This is a genomic window from Massiliimalia massiliensis, assembly GCF_900155615.1.
In the GTDB taxonomy this organism is placed as follows: domain Bacteria; phylum Bacillota; class Clostridia; order Oscillospirales; family Ruminococcaceae; genus Massiliimalia; species Massiliimalia massiliensis.
In genome coordinates, this window is record NZ_FUHT01000004.1 from 1,017,569 (window position 1) to 1,034,050 (window position 16,482).

Genomic DNA, 16,482 nt, shown 5'->3' on the forward strand with positions numbered 1-16,482 from the left:
TTTACGATGACTGTGCTGGAACTGGCAAAACAGCTTAATTTGGAAATGGTGACAGAGGGAGAAGCCGCAGAACGGGAAATCCATGGCGTTTACTGCTGTGATCTGCTGAGCATCGTGATGGGGCGCGCCAAAGCAGACGACGCCTGGATCACAGTTATGGGAAATATCAACGCCGTGGCGGTAGCTGTGCTGGCGGACGTGGCCTGCATTATCCTGTCCGAAAACATGGGACTGGATGAGGAAAGCATACAGAAAGCGAAAGAACAGGATGTCTGTGTGCTCAAAAGTGAGCTGCCAACCTTTGAACTGTCCCGCAAAATTGCGGATATCTGTTCCTTATGATGAAGCTTTACTATGATTTGCATCTGCATTCCTGCCTGTCGCCATGTGGGGACAATGATATGACGCCGAACAATATTGTCAATATGAGCCTGCTTAAAGAGCTGGACGTCATTGCGCTCTCCGACCACAATTCGGCAGAGAATATTGAAGCAGTACGGAAGGTGGCGGCGGGTACTTCTCTCCTCGTCATCCCGGCAATCGAGGTCTGTACTATGGAGGAAGTCCATATCCTGTGCCTTTTCTATGAATTCGAGGCTTGCCTGAAATTTGGACGGTATCTCTATGACCTGCTGCCGGATATCCAAAATCAACCGGCTATTTTTGGCGATCAGCTTATCATGGATGAAAACGACGAGATTACCGGACATCTGGATAAGCTGCTGATCAATGCGGCGAATCTAAGCATTGACCGGCTTTTAAAGCTGCTCCCGGATTACGGAGGCTTTGCTATTCCCGCTCATGTAGACAAATCCTCCTATTCCATCATTGCAAATCTCGGATTCATTCCGGAGGATTACCACTTTCCCTGCATTGAGGTGAAAAACCCGCCCTATGAATGTGGATTCGCCGGACGGGTCATTACAGATTCTGACGCGCATTATCTGGAGCACATCTCGGAACGAGAACGGTTTCTAGAGGTTCCAGAAAAATCGATCCGTGCTGTCATAGACACTTTAAAAGGGCTTGCTTCAATACAATAATATAATCAGATCACGAACAGAAATTTTGCCTGTTCGTGATTTTTTGTATTTGATAAATTTTCTTGACAGTCCTAACTGCATTCGTTATAATTACAGCATAAAACTGAAACAAATAAAATTACAGTTCGGAGGAGACTATGAAAAAGAAAGTAACAATCCTAGCCGCGTTAACAGCCATCATGCTGTTGTTTTCCTCATGCGGAGGATCAGCAGCTAATAAGACGGAAACAAAAGCCGCGCTTTTGAGCAGCTTTACCGCCAAAGACCTGGAGGGAAATACTGTAAGCCAGGATATCCTATCGGGTTACGACCTGACCATGGTAAATGTGTGGGCCACCTTCTGCGGCCCCTGTATTCAGGAAATGCCCGGCCTGGGAGAACTAGCAGGCGAGTATCAAGGAAAAGGCGTCCAGATCATTGGGTTAGTATCCGATACCCTACAGTCCGATGGATCACTCGATTCGGGTCAGGTAGAAACAGCCAGGCAAATTGTTTCCAGCACCGGCGCGGATTATCTCCACCTCCTTCCTTCAGGCGACCTGCTCGGCATCCTTTCCCAGATTTCCGCTGTTCCAACCACCTTTTTTGTGGACAGTGAGGGAAACCAGGTAGGCAGCGCATTTTCTGGTTCTCTAAGCAAGGAAAAGTGGGTCAGCATCCTGGATGAAAGGCTTGCGGAGGTGAAATCGTGAGTTTTCTCAAGCATAACAGGGCCGCCCTGCTAATCATAGCTTTCGCTGTCCTTTTTCTCTGCCTTGGCGTATGGCGCGGAGAGATTGAAACGGTATTCCGTAAGGCGATTAATATTTGTATGGAGTGTATTGGTCTTGGGTAAGCTCTTTTCTTTTTTCAGGAGGAATCTCCGAACCTGTATCCAATTCTGTTTTACCGCCCTGACAAACGGTTACGCCGCCGGCTTTGTCAAAGGAAATATTTACAAGGGCGCCGGCAAAAAGCTTTGCCTGCCCGGACTCAACTGCTATTCCTGTCCCGGCGCTTTAGGCTCCTGTCCCATCGGCTCCTTTCAAGCTGTCATCGGCAGCAAGGATTATAAATTTGCTTTTTATGTTGCGGGATTTTTAATGCTTGTGGGCGCGGTATTCGGCCGTTTTGTCTGCGGCTGGCTCTGTCCTTTCGGACTTATACAGGATCTGCTGTATAAAATCCCCTTTGTCCGCAAACCGAAAAAGCTGCCCGGTGATCGATGGCTGAAATACCTGAAGTATGGAATTTTGGTCGGTTTTGTGATTGTACTGCCTCTGACGGTTCTGGATATTGTCGGTCAAGGGCAGCCCTGGTTCTGTAAATATATCTGTCCATCCGGCACCCTCTTTGGGGGAATTCCGCTGATCAGTGCCAATCCGGCGCTTCAAAGCGTGCTGGGATGGCTGTTCACCTGGAAAATAGTCATTCTGGTGGTATTAATCCTGCTTTCCATTTTGGTATACCGTCCGTTCTGCCGGTACCTCTGTCCCTTGGGTGCGATTTACGGATTGTTCAACCCGATTGCATTTCACCGGTTTCAGATCGACAAATCCAAATGTACAAAGTGCGGAAAATGTCAGAAGGCCTGCAAGCTTGACATCCCGGTTTACCGGACGCCCAACAGTCCGGAATGCATCCGCTGCGGCGACTGCAAAAAAGCCTGCCCGCATGGCGCAGTCTGCACCGCCTTTCAATTAAACCGGAAAGAGGATCAACACAAGGAGGAACAATTATGACAGGAGCGTTTTCTCTGGCAGTGCATGCCCTGGTATATCTCAATCATAAAGCCACTACCCTCTCCAGCGAAATGCTGGCAGAAAATATCTGTACCAACCCGGCCCGTATCCGGAAGGTGATGTCCCAGCTTAAACGCGCAGGATTGATTTCTACCAAGGAAGGGATTGACGGGGGGTATCATTTTGAGGGTAATGTCCAGTCCATCACCCTGCGTCAAATAGCAGAGGCGGTGGATGCTCAGTTTGTTTCCGCTTCCTGGCACTCCGGCAGCGAGGACAAGGACTGTCTGGTTGCCTCCGGAATGGCGCAGATTATGGACGGTATCTACGCCCGGCTGAACCAGGATTGTCTCAGCCGGCTGGAACAAATTACATTGGCTGATATTGACCGGCAGATCTTTCGGAATTCGGATTCTGCTAGGGAGGAATAAACATAAAAAAGCAGGTGTTAATCGCCTGCCTTTTTATTGTCCCAGCCCTTCTCCTGTGCTATGATAGAGCTAACGGAAATAAAAAATTCTCCGGCGCTGTAACGAATCCGGATTTATTGCGTCATATAAATAGAAAGGCGGTGAAAGGATGGTGGATTTTGAATCCGTATATCTGGAATATTACCTCACTGTGTACCGCTTTGCGTATTCCCTGTGCCGGAACGAGCACCTTGCAGAAGAGATTTCCCAGGAAACCTTCTTAAAGGCGTTCAATTCCTTTTCTGAATTCCGGGGAGACTGCACTGTACGGACATGGCTGTGCCAAATCGCAAAAAACCTCTGCTATTCCTATTGGCGCAAGCAGAAAAAGGAACAAAGGACAATTTCGGCAGAACAAGCTCAGGATGACTTTTCCGCCCGGTTTTATGACCGTGAGACCTCAGCGCAGCTCCATGCGCTGATCCATCAGCTTAAAGAGCCTTACAAAGAAGTATTTCTATTGCGCGTTTTCGGGGAGCTTTCCTTTTCCGAGATCAGCCGCCTGTTCCAGAAAACAGAAAGCTGGGCACGGGTAACCTACCATCGGGCAAAAACCACCCTTCTTGACCAGTTGAAAGGAGAAAACCCATAATGAATGAATATCCCTGCGGAATCATCCGGGATTTACTGCCCCTATATTATGACAACGTATGCAGCAAAGAAAGCCGCCAGGCGGTTGAGGAACACCTGCACACCTGTCCGGCCTGCCAAAAGGAACTGCAGAAGCTCACCAACGATCTGATTATTCCTGAGAGGAAAGGCCAAACAGAGGAGGAAAAAAAGGTGATGGAATTCAGCTCGTTTTTAAGGTCATTCCGGGAAAAATCCTATCGGAAAGGGCTGTACATCGGGATCATCACCGCACTGCTCCTGACCGTAATAACCTTCTATCTGTTCCCGCTTCTAATTGTCGATACAGGGAGCGGAATGTTTGCCCTGCTGCTCCTCATCCCGGCCTTCTGTTTTCTGACCGCCTTCCTGTTCGGACTGCTGGCCGGAATCCAGTGGCTTTATCCGCTTTTAATCGCTGCACTTTTCCTGCCCACCATCTGGATTTATTATAATTCCTCCGCATGGATCTATGTGATTCCCTATACTATACTGGCGCTGGTTGGCAACCTGACCGGCGGACTAATCCGCAAATTCGTCCTGAAACACAAAAACAGGCCGTAATCCCTACTGCTTTTCTATGTTTTATAAATTGACTTTCCATAGGGGGGCATGGTACAATAAGGAAAATAGAAATATGGGATAACAGAAAGGTTCGATTTGATGTTAAGGACATTGCAGGACAAAATATTAAAGCTTAAACAAGAAAAAGATATCGCCATTTTAGCACACAGCTACCAGTCCCCGGACATTCTGGAAATCGCCGACTGTAAGGGTGACTCTTATTTCCTATCCGTCGCCGCAAAGGATATTGCGGCCAAGACCGTGATCATGTGCGGCGTCAGGTTTATGGCCGAAACTGTCAAGATGCTGTCCCCGGAAAAAACTGTTATCCTTCCGGTTGAAAACGCTGCCTGTCCGATGGCGGAGCAAATCACGCCGGAGCGGGTGCTGCAATTTAAAGAAGAACACCCGGACTATAAGGTCGTCGCATATGTCAATACTACAGCAAGCCTGAAAGCTGTTTGCGACGTTTGCGTCACCTCATCCAGCGCACTGAAAATCGTTGGAAAGATAAAGGAAAAGAATATCCTTTTTATTCCTGATAAAAATCTGGGCTCCTATGTCAAACAAAATCTTCCAGACAAGAACATTCTGCTGTGGGACGGCTATTGCCCGGTACATAACAGCGTCAGCGAAGAGGATTGCCTTGCCGCCAAAAAAGCCCATCCTAATGCTAAGGTGCTGATGCACCCCGAGCTTCCTGCCGAGGTGCTGCGCCACGCTGACCTGGTCGGTTCTACCGCGGATATTCTGTCTTATGCCCGCAGCTCCGAAGAGGATTGTGTGATCGGAACGGAGACAAGCATTGTCGACACCCTGAAGCTTGAAAAGCCGGACTGTAACTATTATCTGCTGTCTAAACGGCTGATCTGTCCGGATATGAGGATCACTACCCTAGCGGATGTGTATCATGCGATGCTGGGCAAAGGCGGCGCGGTGATTGAGCTGGACGAGGACATCCGCCTTAAAGCAAAACGCACCATCGACGAAATGATCCGTCTTGGAGAAGCATAAAGATAAACCAAAAGGCTGCCGGAATACCGGCAGCCTTTTTTCTGCTTTTATGGAATGCGGCAGTACTGCCATTCCATACTGCGTCCCAGGCTAAAAAAATACTATTCCCTTTTTCACCGGCATATACTCTATCGGAAGGAAATAGGTGTATGGCATGAAAAAGGGAAAAGCATTATTCTACAATATGATTCTTATGACAGCGACCGCATTGCTGATCCGCACTGCGGGAGTTATTTTTTCAGCATATTTATTCCGGAAGATCGGTTCGGTCGGAATTGGCATTTATCAGCTCATTATGTCCGTCTATGCGTTGGCAATCACCCTCGCGACATCCGGAATCAAATTTACCGCCACCCGCCTTGTCTCGGAGGAACTGGGAAAGGATAACCGGACAGGGGTGCGCAAGGCGCTCAAATCCTGTTTGGGATATGCCGTCCTGTTTAGCCTTGCCACTGCGGTACTCCTCTATTTCGGCGCGGAATGGATCGGTACGGTCTGGCTGGATGATCCGCAAACCGTGTCCTCCCTGCGTATCCTCCCAATCGGACTTCCTTTTATTGCCATATCTGCCGTAGCAGGCGGATACCTGACCGCTGTACGCAAGGCAAACCGGTGCGCACTGATCCAGATTGCCGACCAGTTTGTGATGATTGTCATCACGATCACCGGACTGCGCCTTCTGCTCCCAAAGGGCCTGGAATACGGCTGTATTGCCATGGTTGCAGGATCCTGCTTAGCGGAGGCGATCGCCTGCCTGTTTCTGTTTCTCTGTGTTCTGCATGACCAGAAAAAGCGAAAGACCGACGACAAAAAAGCAAAAGGAATACAGAAAAGGATGTTTAAAATCGCTATTCCAATTGCACTGAGCGCCTATGCGCGTTCCGCACTGTCCACCCTGCAAAATATTCTGATTCCGCGCGGACTGAAAAAATGGGGCGCTTCCCAGGAGCAGGCCTTCACCGCCTATGGGACAGTCCACGGAATGGTACTGCCGCTCGTCCTTTATCCCGCCGCCCTGCTGACCGCCCTTGCGGAGCTGCTCATCCCTGAGCTGACCGAATGTCAGGTTCAGGATGACCGTGTTCGGATACACTGGATTGTCACCCGGGTATTGAAGCTCAGCTTTCTGTTTGCCGTCTGCGTAATGGGCGTACTCTTCTACTTTTCCGAGTCACTGGGCATGACCTTTTACCAGAGCAGCGAGGTTGCCTTTTATGTCAAGCTCTTCTCCCCGTTGGTACTGATCATGTATATGGATACCATTGTGGACGGAATGCTAAAGGGGCTGGGGGAACAGTACCAGTCGATGAAATATAATGTCATCGATTCCTTTGCCAGTGTCTGTATGGTATATTTCCTGCTTCCGGTATTCGGAATCAAGGGATATGTAATGACTGTCATGGTATCTGAGGTGCTCAATTTTTCCCTCAGCCTCGGCAGGCTGGTGAAGATTACCAGCCTGCGGATATCGGTCAAGGAGATCGTGCTCAAGCCCTTGCTGTGCGTTGTCTGCACCGCGCTAACCTGTGGAATTCTCTGGTTCCCGGATTCCTGGACGAACGCCCATTTTCCTGACCTGCTGCTGGTGCGCGTCCTTTTTTTAATTGGCTGCTACGTTTTATTTCTATTTTTGTTTTCCTGTCTTAAAAAAGAGGACTTAAAATGGTTCGCGTCCTTGGTTCGCTGATTTTTGAGCAATCGGATTAAGCCGGCAAAAATCCGGGCATAATACAGTTACCAAGAAAAATGAGGAGCTGACGATTATGCCATACCCATATGAGGGAAAGAAAAAAATACCAGTCGACCCGCAATCTCTGCAAAGTGTGGAGGATGTTTACTTTGATCTGGATGACATTGCAAGCGCTACCGAGTGTACCGGTTTGATTCCAACACCGCCTGTCTCAGAAGCGGAAGCGGAAGCCTATACCGAGCTTTACCCGATTCCAAAGCCGGAAAATGACCAGCCTAACCAATTACAGTCTGAAAAGAAAAGAAAACACAAATAAAAAAGGCCGCTGTCCGGCAGGACGGCGGTCTTTTACTATTGTTCTGAAACAGAAGATATGGTATTCTTATAATAAATCTCAACCTCAGTCTGGAGGAATCAGCATGATCGCAATTCTTTCGCCGGCAAAACAGATGGTGTCCGGCACACAGATCCCGTCCCAGCCACTGTCTGTCCCTCGGTTTTTAGAGCAGGCGCGGCAGCTGAACCAATGGATTCAGCAATATTCCCCCTGGGAACTGGAAAGCCTTTTGAGGATCAATCCCGCGCTGGCATTAAAAGCCTATTCCTACCATCAGGAATTCTCCCAAGCTAAGCCCGGGACAGCCGCTCTCCTTTCTTACAGAGGACTAGCCTACCAGCATATCTCCTACAGCGAATGGAACGCCGGAGATTTTGCCTTTGCGGCAGAGCACCTACGGATTTTGAGCGCATTTTATGGCCTGCTTCGTCCATTGGACGAGATGAAGCCCTATCGTCTGGAGTTTCTCTGTAAAATCAAGCCCTATGGGAAAAGCCTGTATTCCTTTTGGAACGACCGGGTTTACCGCGCCCTTTACCAGCAGGATGATACCGTAGTGAATCTAGCCTCAGCAGAATATGCCAAGCTGGTACGTTCATATCTTCTTCCCCACAACCGATTTCTTACCTGCGATTTTGTCATCTGGCGGAAAGGAAAGCTTTGCACCCTGTCGACGGAGGCTAAAATGTCCCGGGGTGAAATGGCGGATTTTATCGTACGTAACCGGCTCCATAATCCGGAGGAGCTGAAAACGTTTCATCGCAATGGCTATTCGTTCCAGGACAGCCTTTCTACTGATAACAGATATGTTTTTTTGAAACAGGATTGATCAAAAACTCTGTTAGGGAAAGCCTAACAGAGTTTTTCTATTTATTTTCCAGGCAAAATGCCCTCGCCTCCTGATAGGACAACAGCCTTGTTGCCTCATCAAGCTCCGGCGATGGAATCCAGTCGTTCTGCGAACAGTCGCCAAACTTGACTGTATGGATGACCGCTTCCGCCTCCATGCAGATATTATGAGGAACAAACGGAACCGTGAGCGCATATTCTCCTGCCGACAGCTCCCGAAAGCAAGCCCGGCCGTCTCGGTATTCCGCAAAGATAATCCTGCCCGACTGTACAATTACCATTTCCTGAATAGTTTGATGGCAGTGGCTGTTTTCCCAGAGCTCATCACCCGGATTTTCGCATCGGATATAAGAGCTCCCGTCCGGCCCGCAGAGCCGGAATCTCAGCTCCCCGGTTTCGATCTTCTCATGATTTTCATATATCCCATGCTGTTTTACAAAGATATCTGACAATTTTTCCGGCATATCCGGTCTCTCCCCTTTTCTCTAAACCGCAAACTGGCTGTTGTACAGCTCGGCATAAAAACCCTTTTTCTGAAGCAGCTCTTCATGGGTTCCCTGCTCGATAATTTTTCCGTCGCGCATAACCAGGATTACATCCGCCTCTTGGATAGTGGACAGACGGTGCGCAACAATAAAGCTGGTTCGTCCCTGCATCATCTTTGCAAATGCTTTCTGAATCCGAATCTCCGTCCGGGTGTCGATTGAGGAAGTCGCCTCATCCAATATCAGCATAGGCGGCAGACAGAGCATCACACGGGTGATACACAAAAGCTGCTTCTGCCCCTGCGATAAGCTGCCGCCGTCCTCGGAAATCAGAGTATCGTATCCGTTCGGCAGCCGTTTAATAAAGCTGTGCGCATGAGAAGCCTTGGCCGCCGCGACCACCTCTTCCTCTGTAGCATCCGGTTTCCCAAAGGTAATATTCTCGCGGATTGTTCCGGTTTTCAGCCAGGTTTCCTGAAGCACCATCCCATAATTCTCCCGCAGGCTTTTCCGGGTAATATCCCGGATGTCCGTCCCAGAAACGCAGATTCTGCCCCGGTCAACATCATAAAAGCGCATCAGGAGATTAATAATCGTAGTTTTTCCGCATCCGGTCGGGCCGACAATTGCAACCCGCTGCCCCGGACGGACGGACAGGTTTAAATCCTCGATCAACGGACGATGAGGCTGATAGGAAAAATATACGTTTTCCAGGCCAACCGTTCCGTCCGCCTCTTCCAGACGGCGCGCGTCCGGCGCGTCCGGCGCCTGGGGCGGCTCATCAATCAGTTCAAACACTCGCGCCGCCGAGGCCAGCGCGTTCTGCAGCTCTGTGACAACGCCGGAAATCTCATTAAAGGGCTTGGTGTACTGATTTGCATAGCTCAAAAAGCTGGTCAGCTTCCCGACGCTCAAGCCGCCGGACATAACCGAAATAGCGCCCACCAGCCCAACTCCGGTGTAGACAAGGCCGTTGATAAACCGCGTGGAGGGATTGGTGACAGAGGAGAAAAAGGTCGCGCGAAGGCCGCATTTGCGCAGCCGCTCATTGACTTCCTCTACCCGCTCCATGGCCTGATCCTCATATCCGAATGCCTTGACCACCTTCTGATTCCCAACCATCTCGTCAATCAGCGCGGTAATTTCTCCCCGCGTTATGGACTGGAGATGAAACATAGAATAGGTTTTTTTAGCGACAAAGTTGGCGACAAACAGAGAAAGCGGGGTCAGCAGAATAACAACCAGCGCGATTTTATAGTTGATAAACAGCATGATAAAAAGCGTCCCGATAATGGTCATCACGCCGGTGAAAAACTGGGTAAACCCCATGAGCAATCCGTCGGAAAATTGGTCGACATCAGCGATGACCCTGCTGATTAAGTCGCCGTACTGATGGCTGTCAATATATTTTAAGGGAAGTATTTCCAGCTTTTGGAACGCCTTGCTGCGGATATCCTTTACCACCTGATAGGTAATTCGGTTGTTACAGGTGTTCATGACCCACTGCGCAGCCGCTGTGATGGCCACGACAATCACAATCTCGGCTATAATTTTCTTGAGCGCTTCAAAATCCACGTTTCCTTTTCCGATAATCTCATCCACCGCATCCCCGATCAGAATCGGCGCATACAAGGTGAGGACAACGGTAACCGCCGCAAACAAAACCGATAATCCCAGCAGCACCCAATATTTTTTGATATATTCCAACACCTTCCGAATGGTGCCCTTAGAAACGGAATTGCTTTTCACAGTAATCACCACACCTTTCAACAAGGTGTTCCTTTCTTTTCAATCCCGAGCCAGTCCCGGCCCGGTCATATTGCCGATGCACGCTCATGCCTCCTTCGGGAACTGCGAATAGTAGATTTCCTGGTAAACCTCGCAATGCTCCAGCAGTTCCTGATGAGTGCCCAGTCCCGCCATCTCACCGTCATCCAGCACAATAATCTGGTCCGCATACTGGATCGTAGCCGCGCGCTGGGACACAAGGAATACTGTAATATCCGGATCCATCCTACGGATCGCTTTTCTTAAACGAGCGTCCGTCGCATAGTCAAGCGCGGAGGCACTGTCATCCAAAATCAGGATTTCCGGATTCCGGATCACTGCGCGCGCAATGGTAAGCCTTTGCTTCTGGCCGCCGGAAAAATTCTTTCCGCCTTGCTGCACCTCAGTTTGCAGCCCTTTCTCCTTAGCCTCTACAAAATCCCTTGCCTGCGCGGTCTCAAGAGCCCGGTACATTTCTGCTTCCGTTGCGTCCCGTTTTCCCCAGCGCAGATTTTCAGCAATCGTGCCCTGGAACAAGACCGCTTTCTGCGGAACCATCCCGATTTTACCGCGAAGCTGATGAAATGGATAATCCTTTACGTCCACGCCGTCCACCAGCACCCGACCGGAGGTCGCGTCATAAAACCTCGCGATCAGATTGACCAGCGAGCTTTTACCCGCGCCCGTCCCACCGATAATTCCGATGGTTTGTCCCCGCAGCGCTGTGAAATGGATGCCTGACAAGGATTCCTCCTGCGCGCCCTGATAAGCAAACCCAACATGGTCAAATTCCACCACTTTATTCGTCCGCTGTACCTGTACTGGTTCCCGGCTGCCTTCTGCCATCCCTGATTTTGTATCAAAAATCCCCTGTATCCGATTTCCGCAGGCAATCGCTTTGGTCAGGGTGATAATAAGATTCGCCAGCTTTACCAGCTCGATCAAAATCTGGGACATATAGTTAATCAGGGCCACCACATCCCCCTGCGAGATTGACCCCAGGTTTACCCGGATTCCTCCGACCCAGATCAGCGCCACAATCGCTACATTAATCATTACATAGGTCACCGGATTCAGCAGCGCAGAAATCCGTCCTACAAACAGCTGAACGCCCTTGAGCTCATTGCCCGCGTTTTCATATTGACTGATTTCATCCTCTTCCTTGTTGAAGGCACGGATCACCCTGGCTCCAACCAGATTTTCCCTTGTCATCATCAGTACCCGATCCAGTCTTGACTGAACCTTTTTATAAAGCGGAATACTGATGAGCAGTACTGCAAACACCACAATTAACAGCACCGGAATCGTGACCGCAAAGACGGAAGCGGACTGCACATCAATGGTAAACGCCATTACCATTGCACCAAACACAATAAACGGAGAGCGCATAAAGAGGCGCAAAAACATATTCACCCCATTCTGTACCTGGTTGATATCGCTGGTCATTCGGGTCATCAGGGTAGAAGTGCCAATGGTGTCCAGCTCCGAATAGGAAAACCTCTGGATATGGCCGAACAAATCTCTCCGGACGGAAGCCGCAAAGCCTACGGCCGCCTTCGCCGCATAGTACTGTGCCGTAAGCGAGCAGACCAGCCCAACCACACCCAGCAGTACCATAAGCAGACACATTTTCACGATATAGGAAACATCCTGATTTGGGATTCCGACGTCAATTATTTTTGCCATGACCAACGGCACGAACAATTCAAACGATGCTTCCAGTAATTTAAAGAGCGGACTGAGGATGCTTTCCTTCCGGTAGTCCTTTAAATACCTCAATAATTTGGTCATTCGTCTTTCTCCTTTTCCAACCATTCAAATGGTTGCCTTTTCCAGTATATCGCAATATGAGCTGTTTCGCAAGAGGAAAGCCTGTCCTGAGACAGGTGCAGTTTGTCAGAACAGTTCATCTAGTCTTATCATTGACCGGACTGTTTGGCTTATGCTTTCTGCCGCTTCAACTCATTCATCAAATGCAAAAAACCGTAACAGCATATCCAAGATCGGATAGACTGTTACGGTGATATTTTACGGTTACCAGATGGACTTCATCTGATAAACCTCCAGTGTTGAAACCAGTTCCGGATGGTCAAAAACAGCCTTAAAGCAGCCTTCCTTTTCCTCCGAATAGAATACCTTAGTCCCAACCGCTTCCCCGTCATTGAGATACACCTCAATTGTCCTGCGGTCTACAAAGATTTCTATTGTCCGGACGCATTCCACTTCGGCCGGGAAACGGACAGACTGGGTTGGAACACCCTCCGTCTTGATCTCCGTGATTCCACTGCGGCACATCAGCCGGATGGAAGCTTCGTCTGTTTTGGCAAGGAGCAGATCAAAATCGGTTTGTCCGTCCAAACGCATTGTTACAAAATAACGGTTTCCTGGCAGGGTCTCCAATGATAAATTCTGTTTGGGCGCGGCGGCAAGCAAAGCTCCCTTCAGCGTATATACCTCCTTAACGGGAGTTTGATAGAGCTTCCCGTCCTTGACGTGCAGTTCCCTGGGAAGGGCCATACTGCCATATGCGCCGTGTTCGGCTATTTTATGCTCGCCGTAAAAATCGGATACCCAGCCGATAGCAATCCGCCGTCCGTCATGAACAAAGGACTGTACCGCATAAAAATTGGTACCAAAATCCAAAAGCCGATCCTGCTCAACCTGCAGCTGTCCCTCCTGGTATTCACCGAGGTAATACCAAAGCGGCTGGTAACGGCCGTAAGAGTCATGGTACCACATCAAGTCTCCAACCGCTACATATTTCCCATCCAGCTCAAAAAAGTCCGGACATTCAATGGTTTCTATTCCGCCCCGGGTGTCCGTCAGGATGGGGCCCTGGTATTCCCAGTGATGGATTCCATCCTCGGACGTAAAGTTTATCAACGCAGGCGCGCCGCTTACAGCAGATCCCAATACCATGTTCCATTTTCCGCCATCGAAAAACAGCTTCGGGTCACGGAAATGATAAGATACCTCCGGATTAGGACGTTGAACAATTATTTCTTCCGGTTCAAAATGGATGCTGTCCCGGCTGCGGGTAAACGTTTGGTATTCTATTGTGTCTGCCCCGTCCTCCAACGGGCCGAAATGCCTGGTCAGGTAAAAGAAGATTTCATCTCCTTTTACAACCGCGCTGCCCGAAAACGCACCGCCTTTTGCCTGGCTGTTCCCCCGAAGCTCCTCCTGCGGTTCTAGGCATACGGGCAGATGTACCCAATGGAGAAGATCCTTGCTGGCAGCGTGTCCCCAATACATGTTGTCCCACTTCTGTCCAAACGGGTTATACTGATAATACAGATGATAATAACCTTTGAAATAGCAAAGGCCGTTCGGGTCGTTAATCCAGCCATAATAAGGGTTAAAATGGTATTGCTCCCGGTAAGGGGTATCATACCAGCCGCCAAGATTTTCCCGGCTTAGCTTTTCCCCCGGAACCGCATCATTCAGGTAGGCTATCCCCTTGTCCAATATATCGTCACATTCGCTTAAATAAATCAGTTCCGCCCTGCAACCGGTCAATTCCAGCCGATAGCCGGCCTGTTCCCGGAGCGGCAGCCTGATCCACCGGTGATATCCCTGTCCGGCCGGTTCTGTCAACCGGTTTCCATCCGGGTCGGTCAGGCAGACTTCTCCTTCCTGTCCCTCCTCTGATATTGCAAACAGCTCCAGCATACGATAAATATCCGAATCAAACCGCATCTCTGTTATCCTCCTTCGTTCTTTTCAGCTCGGCCATTTTTTATTATAGCCGGTTTTGCGCAAACAAACAATGCAAAATCTTCGAAAGGTTTGGTGATTTATGAGCCTGATTCCGCTTTCCGGATTCTCCTCCGCAGCCAGCCGCCATGGAGATAATAGATAATAAACATGATCGAACTAATTGCCCAGGCAATTGGATAGCTGACAATTACCGTCTGGATATTATGGGAGAAGGGCACTACTGCAAATACCCAAACAATCCTCAGCACACATACTCCGACACAGGTGATCAGCGTTGGAATCAAGGCATCCCCGGTTCCGCGGACGGCGCCGGCCAGCACCTCGGTACAAACATAGGTGAAATAAAACGGTGCGATGACCTTCATCATGCCTACGCCATAAGAAATCACAGCGGGATCCGGGGTAAACAAGCGGTAAATATACTGCCCGAAGCCCAATACCACCACACTCATCACTGCGGCGGTCAGAAATGCCATCACCAGGCATACCCGGACGCTTTTATGAATCCGGTCGTATTTTTTCGCGCCAAAATTCTGTCCTGCAAAGGTGGTAATCGATACGCCGAACGCACCCATGATCATCCAGAAAATTCCATCGATCTTTCCAAATGCCGTCCATGCAGCGATCGCGTCGGTGCCGAACTGGTTGATGACGGACTGAAGAATAATATTGGAAATATTGTACATAACCGACTGCAGTCCAGATGGGAAACCGATTCGGATCATGTCCTTTAAAATCTGATAATGGAACCGGATTTTGCGGATTGTGACCCGGTAAATCTCTGAAGTACGCAGCAGCGAAACCATAATCAGCACTGCACTGATGGCCTGGGACAGCGTTGTCGCAAGCGCGGCGCCCAACACGCCCCAATGGAAAACCGCCACAAACAGCAAGTCCAGCAGCAGGTTCGCCACGCAGCAGACAATCAAAAAGTATAACGGCCGTTTTGAATCCCCAACCGCACGAAGTATTCCTGAGCCTATATTATAGAGCATCGAGAAGAGCATCCCGCCAAAGTAAACGCGGATATAGAGCACCGATGGCTGCATGATGTCCTCCGGTGTTCCCATAGCCTGCAATGCCCACGGGGAAAATACGATGCCAACAATGGTAAAAAAAATCCCGCCCACAATAGACAATGCCATTGCAGTATGTACCGCATCACTGGTTTCTCCACGTCTGCCCGCGCCGTAAAACTGGGAAATGATAACTGTTGCTCCCGAGGAAAGCCCAACGAAGAAGCCAACCAACAGGTTGATAATCGCACCGGTTGCACCACCCACAGCCGCAAGCGCCTCTTTGCCGACAAAGTTTCCAACAATTACAGCATCTACCGTGTTATAAAGCTGCTGAAAAAAAGTCCCTAATACAATGGGAAAGAAAAAGCTGAGGAGCTGTTTCCAAATTACGCCCTCTGTAATTCCATTTATGTCCTGTTGGTTCCGATTTCCACGCACCTTCTGAGCCCTCCCAATTATTCTTGTCATAAAAGTTATTATAACAACCTTCTGTCCCGTTTGCAAGAGGCAAAAAAAGCCCCGCAAGCCTGGCCTGCGGGGAGAAATTATTTGTCAAAATCCGGATTAATCGGACAGCCCTTCCGGTAATATTCCTTGTCATAATCTGTGATTTCCCGAATCACCCGGCAGGGTGCTCCAAACGCCACAACATTATCCGGAATATCCTTTGTTACAACGCTTCCGGCACCAATCACAACATTATTCCCAATTGTCACGCCCGGCAAAACTACAACATTTGACCCAATCCACACGTCGTTCCCAATTCGAATCGGCAGAGAAAACTGGGTGCCGTTCCGCCGGAATTCCCCATACACCGGATGGCCTGTGACACTCAATGTCACATTTGGCCCGCACATCACATTATCCCCGATAAAGACCTCTACGTCATCCACAATCACCAGGTTGAAATTCGCATAAAAGTTTTCCCCGATATGGGTATTACAGCCATATGCCATATTACATGGCGATTCAATCCAGATATGCTCTCCTGCTTCTGCAAGCAGTTCCCGTAAAATCGCCTGCTTCTTCTCCGTATCGGACGGCCTGGTCTGATTATAGTCAAACATCATTTCTTTGCAGTGAACCCTCTGATGCTCAATCAGCTTTTCGTATGCTTGATCCTCTGCGGAAGCATGGCCGAACTCGCAATATAACAGTCCCTGTTTCATTTGTTCTTTTAACAACATAAATCTT

General features: G+C 49.3%; 18 protein-coding genes. 12 read left to right on the forward strand and 6 right to left on the reverse strand.

The window, feature by feature from the left end; all coding sequences use genetic code 11:
* Positions 1–6: 6 nt before the first annotated feature.
* The 12 genes from CZ360_RS13475 to yaaA all read left to right on the forward strand — a co-directional run bounded on the left by CZ360_RS13475 (position 7) and on the right by yaaA (position 8,277).
* Entirely contained in the window at positions 7–342 is a 336-nt protein-coding gene (locus tag CZ360_RS13475) for a DRTGG domain-containing protein (RefSeq protein WP_077534727.1), read from the forward strand.
* Complete coding sequence (locus CZ360_RS13480) at positions 339–1,043, forward strand: phosphoesterase (protein ID WP_205411128.1); 705 nt, start codon at positions 339–341, stop codon at positions 1,041–1,043. Before CZ360_RS13475 ends, CZ360_RS13480 begins: the two co-directional genes overlap by 4 nt.
* A gap of 137 nt (positions 1,044–1,180) precedes the next feature.
* Positions 1,181–1,735: a TlpA family protein disulfide reductase gene (locus CZ360_RS13485; protein WP_077534728.1), complete on the forward strand. Its 555-nt coding sequence runs from the start codon at positions 1,181–1,183 to the stop codon at positions 1,733–1,735.
* The gene (locus CZ360_RS14280; protein ID WP_077534729.1) at positions 1,732–1,878 is read left to right on the forward strand and encodes a CD1871A family CXXC motif-containing protein; all 147 of its coding nucleotides are present in this window, start codon (positions 1,732–1,734) and stop codon (positions 1,876–1,878) included. Before CZ360_RS13485 ends, CZ360_RS14280 begins: the two co-directional genes overlap by 4 nt.
* Positions 1,871–2,764 (forward strand): 4Fe-4S binding protein, encoded by an 894-nt coding sequence (locus tag CZ360_RS13495; RefSeq protein ID WP_077534730.1) that lies wholly within the window; start codon positions 1,871–1,873, stop codon positions 2,762–2,764. The genes CZ360_RS14280 and CZ360_RS13495 overlap by 8 nt, the downstream gene beginning before the upstream one ends.
* Positions 2,761–3,195 carry an RrF2 family transcriptional regulator gene (locus CZ360_RS13500; protein WP_077534731.1) on the forward strand — a complete coding sequence of 145 codons (435 nt, stop codon included), beginning with the start codon at positions 2,761–2,763 and terminating at the stop codon, positions 3,193–3,195. The genes CZ360_RS13495 and CZ360_RS13500 overlap by 4 nt, the downstream gene beginning before the upstream one ends.
* Before the next feature lie 148 nt (positions 3,196–3,343).
* The gene (locus CZ360_RS13505; RefSeq protein ID WP_077534732.1) at positions 3,344–3,826 is read left to right on the forward strand and encodes an RNA polymerase sigma factor; all 483 of its coding nucleotides are present in this window, start codon (positions 3,344–3,346) and stop codon (positions 3,824–3,826) included.
* Positions 3,826–4,407, forward strand: coding sequence for a zf-HC2 domain-containing protein (locus CZ360_RS13510; RefSeq protein WP_077534733.1), 582 nt, complete (start codon positions 3,826–3,828; stop codon positions 4,405–4,407). Before CZ360_RS13505 ends, CZ360_RS13510 begins: the two co-directional genes overlap by 1 nt.
* A gap of 99 nt (positions 4,408–4,506) precedes the next feature.
* A complete protein-coding gene (gene nadA, locus CZ360_RS13515) occupies positions 4,507–5,421 on the forward strand; it encodes a quinolinate synthase NadA (protein ID WP_077534734.1) in 915 nt (304 codons plus the stop codon).
* Between the two features lie 154 nt (positions 5,422–5,575).
* Entirely contained in the window at positions 5,576–7,108 is a 1,533-nt protein-coding gene (locus CZ360_RS13520) for an oligosaccharide flippase family protein (RefSeq protein WP_077534735.1), read from the forward strand.
* 76 nt (positions 7,109–7,184) lie between these two features.
* Positions 7,185–7,427 (forward strand): hypothetical protein, encoded by a 243-nt coding sequence (locus CZ360_RS13525; RefSeq protein ID WP_229408063.1) that lies wholly within the window; start codon positions 7,185–7,187, stop codon positions 7,425–7,427.
* A gap of 103 nt (positions 7,428–7,530) precedes the next feature.
* Positions 7,531–8,277 carry a peroxide stress protein YaaA gene (gene yaaA, locus CZ360_RS13530; protein ID WP_159438311.1) on the forward strand — a complete coding sequence of 249 codons (747 nt, stop codon included), beginning with the start codon at positions 7,531–7,533 and terminating at the stop codon, positions 8,275–8,277.
* Positions 8,278–8,314: 37 nt separating this feature from the next.
* Here yaaA and CZ360_RS13535 read toward each other — a convergent pair whose 3' ends face one another.
* The 6 genes from CZ360_RS13535 to CZ360_RS13560 all read right to left on the reverse strand — a co-directional run bounded on the left by CZ360_RS13535 (position 8,315) and on the right by CZ360_RS13560 (position 16,475).
* The gene (locus tag CZ360_RS13535; protein ID WP_077534737.1) at positions 8,315–8,761 is read right to left on the reverse strand and encodes a hypothetical protein; all 447 of its coding nucleotides are present in this window, start codon (positions 8,759–8,761) and stop codon (positions 8,315–8,317) included.
* Positions 8,762–8,782: 21 nt separating this feature from the next.
* Entirely contained in the window at positions 8,783–10,543 is a 1,761-nt protein-coding gene (locus CZ360_RS13540) for an ABC transporter ATP-binding protein (protein WP_229408075.1), read from the reverse strand.
* Positions 10,544–10,615: 72 nt separating this feature from the next.
* The gene (locus CZ360_RS13545; RefSeq protein ID WP_077534861.1) at positions 10,616–12,340 is read right to left on the reverse strand and encodes an ABC transporter ATP-binding protein; all 1,725 of its coding nucleotides are present in this window, start codon (positions 12,338–12,340) and stop codon (positions 10,616–10,618) included.
* A 243-nt stretch (positions 12,341–12,583) separates the two neighbouring features.
* Positions 12,584–14,248, reverse strand: a complete 1,665-nt coding sequence (locus CZ360_RS13550) for a glycoside hydrolase family 32 protein (RefSeq protein WP_229408064.1) — start codon at positions 14,246–14,248, stop codon at positions 12,584–12,586.
* A 98-nt stretch (positions 14,249–14,346) separates the two neighbouring features.
* A complete protein-coding gene (locus tag CZ360_RS13555) occupies positions 14,347–15,726 on the reverse strand; it encodes an MATE family efflux transporter (protein ID WP_229408065.1) in 1,380 nt (459 codons plus the stop codon).
* A gap of 107 nt (positions 15,727–15,833) precedes the next feature.
* A complete protein-coding gene (locus CZ360_RS13560) occupies positions 15,834–16,475 on the reverse strand; it encodes a DapH/DapD/GlmU-related protein (protein ID WP_077534739.1) in 642 nt (213 codons plus the stop codon).
* Positions 16,476–16,482: the final 7 nt, after the last annotated feature.